This window comes from Flavobacterium cupriresistens, assembly GCF_020911925.1.
In the GTDB taxonomy this organism is placed as follows: domain Bacteria; phylum Bacteroidota; class Bacteroidia; order Flavobacteriales; family Flavobacteriaceae; genus Flavobacterium; species Flavobacterium cupriresistens.
This window is the reverse complement of record NZ_CP087134.1, coordinates 4,881,131-4,896,523: the sequence shown is the minus strand read 5'-3', so window position 1 is coordinate 4,896,523 and position 15,393 is coordinate 4,881,131. Positions and strand designations below refer to the sequence as shown.

The 15,393-nt window shown below is 32.3% G+C and carries 2 protein-coding genes and 2 pseudogenes; all 4 read left to right on the top strand.

The genetic code is table 11. The features are described from left to right. Window position 1 precedes the first annotated feature (1 nt). Entirely contained in the window at window positions 2–11,089 is an 11,088-nt protein-coding gene (locus LNP23_RS19465; protein ID WP_230002493.1) for a non-ribosomal peptide synthetase, read from the top strand. A 57-nt stretch (window positions 11,090–11,146) separates the two neighbouring features. Further along, window positions 11,147–12,499, top strand: a pseudogene (locus LNP23_RS23015) (condensation domain-containing protein); the annotation flags it as partial. Window positions 12,500–12,628: 129 nt separating this feature from the next. Next, window positions 12,629–13,123: pseudogene (locus LNP23_RS23010) on the top strand (AMP-binding protein); the annotation flags it as partial. A gap of 93 nt (window positions 13,124–13,216) precedes the next feature. Continuing rightward, window positions 13,217–15,361, top strand: coding sequence for a MupA/Atu3671 family FMN-dependent luciferase-like monooxygenase (locus LNP23_RS23005; protein WP_428979180.1), 2,145 nt, complete (start codon window positions 13,217–13,219; stop codon window positions 15,359–15,361). The last annotated feature ends 32 nt before the right edge of the window (window positions 15,362–15,393 follow it).

Here is a 15,393-nt window from a genome sequence, read left to right as displayed (position 1 = left end):
TATGGAAATAATTGAATTAATAAAAGAAATTACCGATCATCAAATAAGCTTAACCTTAGATGGTGATGATTTGCAAATCAGTTTTGACGGGGATCAATTGGACCCCAACATCATTTCAAAATTAAAAGAACACAAAGCAGAGTTAGTAGCCTACTTTAAAAAATATGCTTCAGCTAAAAAGTTTGAAGAAATCAAAAAAATTGAAACTCAGGAAAGTTATGCCTTATCGCATTCTCAAAAGAGGCTTTGGGTTTCATCTCAATTTGAAGGCGTTTCTGAAGCTTATAATATGCCTGCATCGATTGAATTAAAAGGGGATTATGATATTGAAAAATTCAAAAAAGCAATAGTCTCCGTAATTGAAAAGCATGAAATATTACGTACCGTATTTAGAAAAAACGATAATGATGAAATTCGTCAATGGGTTTTGCCTGTTACAGAACTCAATTTTGTTATCAATTACAAGGATTTTAGTGATAAGCCGGATCAATTAAAAATCATAACAGATTATATACAAGAAGATTCATATAAGAAGTTTGATTTAGAAAATGGACCACTATTGAGAGTTTCAATTTTCAAAACTTCCGGTAATGAATATACCTTTTATTATAATATGCATCACATTATAAGTGATGGATGGTCTATGGGCGTATTAGCTAAAGATGTTTTAAATCATTATAAGTTATACGCATCTGGGAGAGAGAATGAAATTGAAAAGATGGAAATTCAATACAAAGATTATGCAGAATGGCAGCTACAACAATTAGCAAAACCTGATGCTACCCATAAAGACTATTGGGGAAGTGTTTTCTTTGAAGAGTTACCAAGAATTAATTTGCCTTCAAGTAAAAAAAGACCATTATTAAAAACACATAATGGTGCGTCAATAGAAACATATTTATCAAAACCTTTAACAGAAAAATTAAAGCAATTTTCTAACGATAACAAAGGCAGTCTTTTTATAACCTTACTGGGAATATTAGATGTATTAATTTATAGCTACACGAATATAAATGATATCGTAATTGGGGCTCCTGTTGCTGGTAGAAACCATGCGGCTTTAGAAAACCAAATAGGTTTTTACGTAAATACTTTGGCACTCCGAAATAAAATTGACGCTCAGCATTCGTTTAAAGAATTTTATGAAGAAGTTAAAAAGAACACGTTGCAAGCATTTCTGCATCAAGAATATCCTTTTGATTTATTAATTGAGGATTTAAATTTAACAAAAGATGTTAGTCGTAGTCCTCTTTTTGATATCATGTTAATTCTTCAAAACACCGATGATGATACAGGAGAGATCTTTGAAGAAAAAAACAGTATCGATATAGAAAGTAAAAACCTGTGCAAAGCATTATTTGATATAGAATTTCACTTTTCAGAAACAGATGGGCACCTGTTTTTAAAAGCAGTTTATAATACAGATTTGTATGAAGAGGACATGATTAAGACACTGATAGGTCATTTCAAACGAATTTCAGAAATAGTAGTATGCTCCAATGATCCAATAGAAAAGCTTGATTTTTTAAGTGCCGAAGAAAAAAATGAGCAATTAGTCCTATTTAACAACGTAAAAAACAAATCTACTTTAAGTAAGTCAATAGTGGATGTAATAGAGGAAATAGCCAAAGAATTTCCTGATGAAATGGCTATATCTGATAAAGATACTAAACTTAATTATAGTGAATTCAATAAAATTTCGAATCAATTTTCAAGCTATTTGATTGAGCAATTTAATGTTCAGCCAAATGATTTTATCGGAATAAAATTAGCTCAGGGGCATTGGGCTATAATTGCTATTTTTTCAGCACTAAAGGCAAATGGAGCTTATGTTCCAATAGATGTTAATTATCCCGTAGAAAGGATTGATTTTATTGAAAATGATGCTCAATGTAAAGTAATAATAGATGATAAGGTAATAGAAGAATTTATTACAAGAAAAACATCTTATTCTGATGAAAATAGGATATTAAATATCAAACCTTCAGATTTGGCTTATGTTATATATACTTCCGGTTCTACAGGAAAACCAAAGGGGGTTTTAATTTCACATAAAAATTTAATGCATTCTAATAATGCAAGAATACAAGCTTATGAAAAAGTAAATGCTTTTTTACTCTTATCTTCTATTGCTTTTGATAGTTCTATAGCTGGGATCTTTGGAACACTCAGTGTTGGAGGTAAATTATGTATACCTCCCGCAGATATGTTAGAGGATATTGAATACCTAACAGATTTCATTCGGAAAGAAAAGGTAAGTCACTTTTTAACTGTGCCTTCCTATCTTAAAATATTATTGCAACCTCTTTCGCAAATGAACAATGATTTAAAAGAAATCATTGTAGCAGGAGAATTATGTCATACCTCATTGGTTGACGAATTTCATGCGGTTAAAACATTAAGCGATTGTACTTTATTTAATGAATATGGACCTACTGAATGCACCGTCTGGAGCTCTGTATACAAATATAGTAGGAATGAGCCTGTCATTTCTACCATAGGGAAACCTATTGGTAACACCAAAGTTTACCTGTTAAATAAGGAGCAAAGACTTATCCCTAAAGGAGCTATAGGTGAATTATATATTTCGGGAGAAGGTGTAGCACAAGGATATTTAAACAGGCCAGAACTGACCTCAGAAAAATTTATAGAGAGTCCATTTGAAAAAGGAGTAAAATTATATAGAACAGGAGATGTAGCGATATGGTTGTATGACGGCAATATTGAATTTCTTGGAAGAGCAGATAATCAGGTAAAAATTAGAGGATATAGAATTGAGCTTGGAGAAATAGAATCTTATATAAGACAGATTGAAGGTATCCGGGAAGTAGTTGTGTTAGTAAAAAAAGGAGTTGCAAATCAAGAGGAGCTATTCGCTTATATTGTTGCAGATAGAGCATTCAATGTAGCAGAAATAAGGAATTTCCTGATCGATAGAGTACCTAATTACATGATTCCCGCACACTATCAGCAATTTGAGAAATTTCCACTTACACCTAATGGTAAAATTGATACTAAAAAGTTGCAACAACTTCATGAAAATCAATTATCAGTAAAAGTTGATTATATAGCTCCCAGAAACACAAAAGAGGAAGTTTTAGTGACGATATGTCAAGAAGTGTTAAAACATAAACAAATTAGTGTCAAGAATAGTTTTTATGAATTAGGAGGTGATTCTATAAAATCTATTCAAATAGTTTCCAGATTAAAACAAGCTGGGTACACTCTAAAAGTCGAGCAAATATTAAGGAATCCTGTTATTGAGAATTTAGCATTGCTTTTAACTTCAAGTGTAACCATAATTAATCAAAAAGAGGTTGTAGGAGAATCTCCTTTAACTCCTATACAACATTATCTTTTCGAAAACCCTAACGTTAATGCGCCACAGCATTACAATCAGTCAGTACTGTTAAAAAGTGAGTCAAGAATAAAAAGCATCGTATTACAAGATTGTATCCATAAGTTATTGGAGCATCATGATGCCTTGCGAATCGTCTTTAAAGAAGAGAATGGAAAAAGGATACAATACAATAATCCCTTTGATGTAAGAGATTATACAGTAATTGATCATGATCTGACGACTTATGAAAACCCATTAGACGAAATGACTGCTGTGTCTGAAAAGCTGCAAAAATCATTTAATCTTACTAATGGTCCGTTACTTAAAGTGGCACATTTCAAAATGAATGACGGGGACAGACTGGCAATAATAGTGCACCATTTAGTAATAGACGCTGTTTCGTGGAGAATTCTAATTGAAGATTTATTAACACTGTACAATCAGGCAGAAAAAAATGAAAAGTTAGTATTGCCATTAAAAACAAATTCATTTCAACAATGGGCATTATCACAACAAAAACATGCCTATAGTAAAAAAATGATTAATGAAGCATCATATTGGTCTACATTAAGTCAAGAAAAAGCAGCTCGAATAAAAACAGATTATAAAATCAATGAGAGCGCTGCAGCCCTGGAGAATCAGTTCACTTTTAGCTTAGACAGACAAACAACGGAGTTGCTACAAACCAAATTTCATAAGGTTTATACAACAGAAATCAATGATGTATTGTTAACGGGTTTAGCATTGGCCATAAAAGAAGTGTTTGAACAGGATCGTACCATAATTAAGATGGAAGGCCATGGAAGAGAAGATATAATTGAAGATATAGATGTTAGCAGAACCATTGGTTGGTTTACAACAGAATATCCTTTAATATTAGACATTACAAATACAGAGGAAGATATAGATAGCCTAATAAAAGTAAAAGAAAATATTAGAAAAATACCTGCCAAAGGAATAGGTTTTGGGATTTTAAAATACTTGAATGAGGACTATGGAGCGCTGGAAATAAATTCATCCATATCGTTTAATTATTTGGGAGATTTTGACAACTCTTTCTCAGAAAATTTTCAATCTGATTTTAGTTATTCCTCCGAATCTATTGGGGATAACATTGCAAAAGAAAATTCAGATATTTCTCTTTTAAGTATTACAGGATCTACAGAGTCGGGAAAACTTTCTATGACTATAATGTACTCTGATTTGATGTATTCTCACGATACAATTAAAAAATTATCAGAGGCTTATCAAGAAAAATTATTATTGTTAATTGAGAAGGTATCAAAGAAAAACGAAACCTATAAAACACCTTCGGACTTGCTGTTCAAAGAATTAACAGTGAATGAATTAAGTCAGATTAAGTCAACGCAAACTATAGAAAATGTATATGAGCTTTCGCCATTGCAACAAGGTATCTATTATCACTGGCTAACCAGCAAGTCGAATTCGTTATATTTTGAGCAAATATCTTACAGATTGCAAATAAAAAATATAGAGATTAGTGAAGTTCATGAAGCCTATAAAAAATTAGTTGAACGACATTCGGTACTGAGAACGGGTTTTATAAATAATATAACTGACATACCACTACAAGTAGTTCGAAAAGAAGTAGCGGCAAATTTTTATTTTGAAAAGCTGCCTGCTTCTATAAAAGAAAGGAATATTGATGACTATGTTAAGCAATTTAAGTTGAAAGACAGAGAGGAAGGCTTTATACTTTCCGATAGTTCATTAATGCGATTAAAAGTACTTGATTTAGGAAATAATTATTATGAGTTTGTATGGAGTCATCATCACATATTAATGGATGGATGGTGTATGAGTATATTGATTAATGATTTTAATCAGTTATTAATGGGTATTAGTGGAAATAGTGCTGTTAATCTGGCAGAACCAAAGCCATATTCAGAATATATACATTGGTTGAGGTCTGTAGACACGGATGAATCGATGGGATACTGGAAAAACTATCTGGAAGATTATAACACTGTGGCAATTCTACCTTTTGTTAAAGATTTAGCACAAAGTACTTATACAGAAGGGACACAATCCTTAAAGATCGAAGGAGAGTTATTTACAAAAATGCAAACTTTATGTAATTCAGCCGCTATTACACAGAGTACTTTTTTACAATCTGTTTGGGGATATTTATTATCAAAATACAATAATACAAATGATGTGGTTTTCGGAGCTGTAGTATCTGGCAGACCTGCAGACTTAAGTGAAATTGAGGATATGATAGGATTGTTTATTAATACGATCCCAATCCGAATAAAACACCAAGAAAAGGATACTCCGCTTACGCTTCTAAAAAGAATGCAACAAATGGCAATTGATAGTAATGCACATCATTATCAAAATTTAGCAAAAGTGCAATCTCAAAGCGAACTAGGTACCGAATTGATTAATCACATTATGATTTTCGAGAACTTCCCAATTCAAGAGGCTGTAAAAGAAAGTGCCAGCTTGATTAATAGGAGTGACGAATCAGATCAGAACTTATTTGTTGAAGCTATCGAGGTCTTTGAACAAACAAATTATGATTTTAATCTTATGGTGTTGCCATCGACGACCTCCATGCGGATTGATTTTAAGTTCAATAGTGAGAAATATGACGCAGCATCAATAGAAAAATTATCACGTCATTTATTTAACGTTATTGAACAATTTGCAACACTGGAGAATAAATATTTAACCGAAATTGATTGCCTATTAGATGATGATCGCGATTTAATATTGAATGTATTCAATGCTACTGCAGTTAATTACGAAGAGGATAAAACAGTATTAGATTTATTTAAAGAATGTGTTTCAGAATTTCCGGATCGCACAGCAGTGAGCTATCAAGATACAATCATTAGTTATCAGCAACTGGATGTTCTTACAGATCAGTTGTCCTATTACTTATGCGAAAATTTTGAAGTTCAGTCAAATGATTTAGTGGGTATAAAACTAGAGCGCAGTCAAAAAATGTTGATAGCTATCTTGGGGGTTCTAAAATCCGGAGCAGGATATGTTCCAATAGATACGCATTATCCTGAGACTCGATTAGAATATATAAAAAGCGATAGCAGTTATAAGATCTGCATAGATGATGCCGTATTAGAAATATTTGAAAAAGAAAAAAGCAACTCTAAAATTCCAGCAGTACAGAGAACTGTTTCGGGCTCAAACATAGCCTATGCGATATACACATCCGGTTCAACAGGTAATCCTAAAGGAGTTTTAAATGATCACTCAGGATTATATAACAGGTTGTTATGGATGCGGGATGATCTTAAAATTAGCTCAAAGGATGTTATTTTACAAAAAACGCCCTATACTTTCGATGTTTCCGTTTGGGAGCTTTTAATGCCTTCTATAACCGGATGTGAATTAGTTTTTGCTCAACCTGAGGGACATAAAGACCCTGCATATCTTCAGGAAATAATAGCAGAAAAACAAGTTACAGTTATGCACTTTGTGCCTTCGATGTTAGGCATTTTTCTGGAAGAATTAGATCCTTCAAAATGCAAAAGCTTGCGTCATGTGGTTTGTAGCGGAGAGGCTTTACCGGGAGTCATGGTTGAAGAGTTTAAGCAAAAATTACCTTGGGTTCGAATTCATAATTTATATGGACCAACAGAAGCTGCTATCGATGTTACTTCAATTGATTTAACAGAAGTAGATACAAAAAGAGAAGGAGTTACTATAGGAAAACCGGTAGCTAACACAAAAATCTATATCGTAAATAAGCAAATGTCATTGCAACCTGTAGGAATCCCCGGAGAACTTCTTATTGAAGGGATTCAGGTAGCCAGAGGCTATCTGAATAATCCGGAATTAAATTCCGATAGATTTATACCTAGTCCATTTAATAACCAGAAGCGCGCCTATCGCACAGGAGATTTAGCAAAATGGCTTCCAAATGGAGAGATTTCTTATCTGGGAAGGATTGACAATCAAGTTAAAATTCGAGGAAACAGGATAGAATTAGGCGAAATAGAAACCAGGATTCAAGAATTCGATTATGTAGAGCATGTTGCCGTATTGGTAAAAGGTGATTCGACTCTTCGTAAATATCTGGTAGCTTATGTTATTTCAAAATCAGGATATACCCAAGAACTGTTATTTGACCACCTAAAAGATAGTTTACCGGATTATATGATCCCAAGCCGGATTATAGAGTTGGATAGTTTTCCATTAACCAACAGTGGAAAATTAAATAGAAAAGCCTTATCAGATCTAAAAGAAGAGACAGCTGTTTCAAGTTATGAAGCCCCTAGAAATGAGATGGAATCTGAACTGGTATCGATATGGGAAGAAGTTTTAAAGCAGAATAAAATTGGTATTCGGGATAATTTTTTCTGGATAGGAGGAGATTCGATTCTGTCCATCCGATTGATTAGTAAAATTAATAAGAAGTTCGATGTGAGTTTAACGATTGCTCAATTGTATGAATTTAATACAGTTGAGGCATTACGTACTCAGATTGAAAAAGATGTTTATTCCTCTAAACATAAGCAATTCACTAAAAAAGAGATTGAGGATAAAATTGACCTTATAAAGGAAAAGGTGCTGACTGAAATTTCTTGCGCGGAAACAATTGAAGATGTTTACCCGATGAGCGATATACAGAAAGGAATGGTAATTCTTTCTAGTTTAAATTCCGGAACAGGAATATACCACGACCAATTTGTTTTCCAAATTCCGACTGTCAACACAGAACGATTTAAAGAAGCATTTTCAATATTAATTTGGAAACATGCTTCATTGAGATCAAGGTTTGATCTGACAACTTATGAATATGAAGTACAAATAGTAGAAAAGGAAATAGAATTCGCTATAGATTATCAAGATATTAAGGAGCTTGGGACTAAAGAAAAAGAGGATTATATCAAAAGATATATGGTATCGGAGAGACAAAATACGTTTAGCATGGAATCAGGCTTACTTTGGCGTATTAGTTTATTTCAAATTAATGAAACAGCAACTATATTTTTATTCCAGTTTCATCATGCCATTTTAGATGGATGGAGTATGGCTACTCTAAACACTGAATTATTCCAAATTTATAGAGATCTGACCAATAGTACTACTCCTAAATTCGAAAAGTTAAAATCTACAAACAGAGATGCTATAATTGAAGAATTATATGAAAAAAACAATCAGGAGAATATCAGCTTCTGGCAAGAAGAGTTAGCAGATTATAAGCGCCTGGATATATTTAAAAGTGAAAATGCCAATGAACATTTTGAAAAAGTCTATGATTTTGATTTCAAATACAAATTAGAGGAAAAATGTAAAAAAGACGGTGTTTCTATAAAAACAGCAATTTATGCAGCTTTTATTCATGTTCTTAAAATTATGAATTATGAAGAAGACTTTGTAATAGGAATGGTCACCAATAATCGACCTGTAATTGAGGATGGAGAGAAAATCTTAGGTTGTTTTTTGAATACTATACCAGTTAGAAACAGATTGGAGAATTCTCATAATTTAACATGGTCTGATTATTTTAGAAATACAGAAAATCAATTAACGGCTATTAAGAAAAATGAGCGGTTAACATTATATGAGATTTCAAAGATAACAAATGAGGAAACTCTGGGAGGTTCACCATTTTTTGATGTGTTGGTTAATTATGTCGATTTTCATGTTTACAATGAATTAGAGTTGGAAACAGATGAATCATTTGTTAAATCTCGGGAGTTTGATTTCAATGTAAAGTCTTTTGAAGCAACTAATACTGTTTTTGATTTGAATATCAACCTTTCCGGACACGAATTAAAATTAGGCTATGCACTAAAAAGAGGTTTGAAATTAGATATTACACTAGAGAAAATTCATAGTTTAATTGATGAAATTTTATCAATTTATCTCAATTTACCAAATCAAAAATTGAGTGAAACAAATTTATCGATTGATGATCGCGATTTAATATTGAATGTATTCAATGCTACTGCAGTTAAGTATGAAGAGGATAAAACAGTATTAGATTTATTTAAAGAATGTGTTTCAGAATTTCCGGATCGAACAGCAGTGAGCTATCAAGATGCAATTATTAGTTATCAGCAAATGGATGTTCTTACAGATCAGTTGTCCTATTACTTATGCGAAAATTTTGAAGTTCAGTCAAATGATTTAGTGGGTATAAAACTAGAGCGCAGTCAAAAAATGTTGATAGCTATCTTGGGGGTTTTAAAATCCGGAGCAGGATATGTTCCAATAGATACGCATTATCCTGAGACTCGATTAGAATATATAAAAAGCGATAGCAGTTATAAGATCTGCATAGATGATGCCGTATTAGAAATATTTGAAAAAGAAAAAAGCAACTCTAAAATTCCAGCAATACAGAGAACTGTTTCGGGCGCAAACATAGCCTATGCGATATATACATCCGGTTCAACAGGTAATCCTAAAGGAGTTTTAAATGATCACTCAGGATTATATAACAGGTTGTTATGGATGCGGGATGATCTTAAAATTTGCTCAAAGGATGTTATTTTACAAAAAACGCCCTATACTTTCGATGTTTCCGTTTGGGAACTTTTAATGCCTTCTATAACCGGATGTGAATTAGTTTTTGCTCAACCTGAGGGACATAAAGACCCTGCATATCTTCAGGAAATAATAGCAGAAAAACAAGTTACAGTTATGCACTTTGTGCCTTCGATGTTAGGCATTTTTCTGGAAGAACTAGATCCTTCAAAATGCAAAAGCTTGCGTCATGTAGTTTGTAGCGGAGAGGCTTTACCGGGAGTAATGGTTGAAGAGTTTAAGCAAAAATTACCTTGGGTTCGAATTCATAATTTATATGGACCAACAGAAGCTGCCATCGATGTCACTTCAATTGATTTAACAGAAGTAGATACAAAAAGAGCAGGAGTTACTATAGGAAAACCGGTAGCTAACACAAAAATCTATATCGTAAATAAGCAAATGTCATTGCAACCTGTAGGAATCCCCGGAGAACTTCTTATTGAAGGGATTCAGGTAGCCAGAGGCTATCTGAATAATCCGGAATTAAATTCCGATAGATTTATACCTAGTCCATTTAATAGCCAGAAGCGGGCCTATCGCACAGGAGATTTAGCAAAATGGCTTCCAAATGGAGAGATTTCTTATCTGGGAAGGATTGACAATCAAGTTAAAATTCGAGGAAACAGGATAGAATTAGGCGAAATAGAAACCAGGATTCAAGAATTCGATTACGTAGAGCATGTTGCCGTATTGGTAAAAGGTGATTCGACTCTTCGTAAATATCTGGTAGCTTATGTTATTTCAAAATCAGGATATACCCAAGAACTGTTATTTGACCACCTAAAAGATAGTTTACCGGATTATATGATCCCAAGCCGGATTATAGAGTTGGATAGTTTTCCATTAACCAACAGTGGAAAATTAAATAGAAAAGCCTTATCAGATCTAAAAGAAGAGACAGCTGTTTCAAGTTATGAAGCCCCTAGAAATGAGATGGAATCTGAACTGGTATCGATATGGGAAGAAGTTTTAAAGCAGAATAAAATTGGTATTCGGGATAATTTTTTCTGGATAGGAGGAGATTCGATTCTGTCCATCCGATTGATTAGTAAAATTAATAAGAAGTTCGATGTGAGTTTAACGATTGCTCAATTGTATGAATTTAATACGATTTCAGATTTAACGGATCAAATAAAAAACAATGTTAACTCCTCTGAAGAGCATGAAATTGTTAGAGAAGATATTCTAATGTCATTTGATAAATTGAGAGAAGAGATTATGTGATCGTATAAAAAATGAATTGTAGCAGCAAAATTAACAACTTAAATTATATAATAAAAAATGGAAAAAAGTAAAATGGAAGATGTATATCCGATGACAGATATACAAAAGGGAATGGTATTACTATCAATAATGAATGATAAGCAAACGATATATCATGATCAGTTTGTATTTCACATACCAAAAATCAACCCTGATGTTTTTTCGAAAGCAATTTCGTTAATGGTACAAAAGCACTCTATCTTAAGAACAGCTTTCGATTTAGATAATTACAGTGACGAAGTACAAATAGTTTATAGTGAAATTGTAGAGGATGTTACTTTTGAAGATATAACATCAAAAGACGCTAAAGACCAGGAGATTTTCATTAAGGACTTTATGAAGAATGAGCTTAAAAGACCTTTTGAATTCAAAAAGGCTCCTTTGTGGCGCATTAATGTTTTTAATATTAACGAGAACAATAGTATCTATATATTCCAATTTCACCACGCTATTTTAGATGGATGGAGTTTGGCTTCTTTTAATGCTGAATTATTCACATTATATTTTCAACTGGAAGTAGACATCAACCACAAACCTCAAATGCTAAAAACTACTTTTAAAGATGCAGTAGTTGAAGAAATAGCTGAAAAAACGAATATAAACACAATTAATTACTGGAAAGAGAAATTAAAAGAATATAAAAGGTTAGATATTTTTTCAAAATCTGAGGAAGTTATTTTTGATGTTATTCGAAGAGAATTTGATCAAAAAATGGTTGAAAGAATTAAAGTAAGATCATTAAAAGATGGACTTACTTATATAAATGTTTTATTTGGAGCCTATGTTTATGCATTGAGTATGCTGACAATAGAAGAAGATTTTGTTGTAGGGTTAATATCGAATAACAGACCGGTTAAGGAAGATGGAGAAAAGATTTTGGGATGTTTTTTAAATTCGATACCAGTAAAAATGGATTTTAAAGACTTTAAAGGAGCTACTTGGTTAGAGTACCTTAAAGGGATTGAGGCTCAGATAACCGAATTAAAAACAAAAGGAAGATCTACATTATATGAAATCTCTAAAATAACAGGAGAACGAGTAGGAACCGAAAACCCATTTTTTGATGTTATTTTCAACTATATAGATTTCCATGTATATGGAGAAATGTCCGTTCCGGAATCTAGAATTAATGAGTTTGATCAAAATGGAAGTCTTAAATTAAAATCATATGAAGCTACCAATACATTTTTAGATTTAAATGTAATTGAATCAACAGACAAGTTGTTGATTTTTGAATACAGGTTGATGAAAAAGATTAAGTCCGGAATTACATTAGATAAAATTCATCAGTTTGTTGAACAACTTGTAGATTGCTATTTGAACTCCCCTTCAGACAAGATAGATAGCAACAGTATTTTACCTTTGGAAGAAAAGGAAAAACTAATAAATGACTTTAATAAAACAGATAAGAAAATTGATTTCTCTTTATCGGTTATTGATTTATTTGTAGAACAGCTTAATAAGAATGCTGAAAAAGAAGCCTTAATTATCAATGATAAAGTGTATTCATACAAAGAGTTAGATGTTATTTCTAATCAATTTGCTAATTATTTAAATGAAGGCAATAAAATAAATAAGGATGATTTAGTTGGAATTAAGTTACATAGAAGCGAATGGTTAGTTATAACCATTTTGGCGGTTTGGAAATCAGGAGGAGCATATGTACCAATTGATCCTACTTATCCGGAAAACCGTATCGCCTATATGGAGGAAAATAGTAACTGCAAAATCATTATCGATTCTAAAATGCTTGAGCAATTTATTATTGAAAAAGAGAAATATGCTACTAAATACGAGATACAGTCTATAGATGAAAATAGTCTGGCCTATATGATTTACACTTCTGGTTCAACAGGTGAACCTAAAGGGGTAATGATTGAACATACAGCCCTTACAAATTTTATATTAGGCATGAATGACGCGCTGAAAATAAATGAATCAGATCATTTACTTGCGGTAACATCAATATCATTTGATATCTCAATATTAGAATTGTTCTGGACTTTGTGTAATGGTATAAAAACTACAATTAAGCAGGATAATTTAGATTTTTACGATTTTGATAATCTTCTTCAGAATGATAAAAAAATGGACTTTAGTTTGTTCTATTTTGCAAGTCAAGATGCTGATGGAGATGATAAATATAAACTCCTTATGGATTCTGCTCGATTTGGAGATGAAAATGATTTTAGTGCGATTTGGATTCCGGAAAGACATTTTCATGAGTTTGGAGGGATATTCCCAAATCCGTCCCTATTAGGTGCTTCTATAGCAACGATCACAAAAAATATTAAAATACATTCCGGAAGTGTGGTTTTACCTCTTCATGATACCATCAGGGTTGCTGAAGAATGGTCGGTTGTTGATAATTTATCGAAAGGTAGAGTCGCATTATCAATAGCTTCAGGTTGGCATGCAGATGATTTTGTGTTTAAACCTGAAAATTATACAAACCGTCATTCAATTATGTTTGACCAAATAGAAGAGCTTAAAGACTTATGGAAAGGGAGTTCTGTTAAAAGAATTAATGGAGTAGGAAATGAAGTTGAATTAAATATTTATCCTAAACCAATTCAAAAAGAAATTCCAATCTGGATTACTTCTTCAGGAAGTGTAGAAACTTTTAAAAATGCAGGTAAAATTGGAGCTAATCTGTTAACACATCTCTTGGGGCAAGACATCAAAGTTTTGGAAAAAAACATAAAAGCCTATAAAGAAGAATTGGTGAATAATGGACATGATGTAGAAAAAGCCAAAATTACAGTAATGCTTCATGCCTATGTGGGCAATGACATGGATAGTATAAAGGAAATAGTGAAAGAACCATTTAAAAACTATTTGAGATCAAGCGTAGGATTGCTAAAAAATCTTTTAAACGGATTAGTAGTTGAAGAAACTACTATTGAAGAAAAAGAATTAGAAGACTTATTAGAAATGGTTTTTGAAAGATATTGGAATACTTCTGCTCTTTTTGGTACAAAAGAAAATTGTAGAAAAATACTTAATAGTCTTCATAATATAGGCGTTACAGAAATAGGTTGTTTAATCGATTTTGGAATAGAGAATGAAAAAGTAATGGAAGGATTGACTCATTTAACGGAGTTGAAAAATGAATTTAATTCAAAAGGAAATACTTCTAAAGATCAAGGTATAACATCCATGCAAATAACGCCTTCTTATTTAAGCGCTTTAATAGAGGATAAAGAATCTCACAAATTTTTGAAATCGATTAAGAATTTGATTGTTGGAGGAGAGTTTTTCTCAGAGAAATTAAAGAAGAAAGCACTTGAACTGACTGATGCAACTATTTATAATATGTATGGTCCTACAGAGACAACTATTTGGTCAACTTTCTGTAAAGTAGAATCTGAAAAAGAGAACAGCATAGGTAGACCAATAGCTAACACCCGTATTTATATATTGAATAAGGAAAGAAAGTTATGTCCTATCAATGTTAAAGGAGAATTATATATTGGAGGTAAAGGGCTTTCAAGAGGATATTATAATCAAGAAACAACTACTAAGGAAAGATTTATAGATTCCCCTTTTGATAAAGGTGAAAAAATATATAATACCGGCGACTTAGCAAGATGGTTACCAGACGGAACGATTGAGTTTTTTGGCAGAGAAGATGGACAAGTCAAGATAAGAGGTCATCGTATAGAATTAGGAGAAATCGAATATCAACTTGCGAAGAAATCAGATATTGATGAAGTTGCCGTAATTGACAGAGAATTAAATGACGGTAATAAAGAACTGATTGCTTATGTTACTTCAAAAAGCGAACAGAATAGTTCAGAATTGCGAAATTTTTTAATGAAAAGTTTACCTGCAATTATGGTCCCAGCTTATTTCGTGCAAATAGATAAGATGCCACTAACATCTAATGGTAAAATAAATAAGAAATCTCTTTTGAATATTGACCAGTCTGAATTGACATCGAAGATAGATTACTTAGCACCAAGAGACAATACTGAAAAAGAATTAGTTGAAATCTGGGAAGAAATTCTGAACAGAACTCCAATAGGGGTGAAAGATAATTTCTTTGAAATTGGTGGTAGTTCTTTAAATGTTGTGAGGCTTAGACGTCTTTTGAAGAAAAAAATGAATGTTTCGATAAGTATTATTGATTTGTTTAAATATAATACAATTGAAGACCTTTCTTATGCTATAAATCAAGAGTTGAATGAATCAGAAGAGGTTGAAGAAAATGTAGATGTCTTAAAGTTTTAATCTAAAAATAGAGACATAAGTTTTATATAGAA

Excerpts from the sequence above, each read along its gene's own strand:
- LNP23_RS19465 (WP_230002493.1), top strand. The coding sequence starts at position 2 with ATGGAAATAATTGAATTAATAAAAGAAATTACCGATCATCAAATAAGC.
- LNP23_RS23005 (WP_428979180.1), top strand. The coding sequence starts at position 13,217 with ATGGACTTTAGTTTGTTCTATTTTGCAAGTCAAGATGCTGATGGAGAT.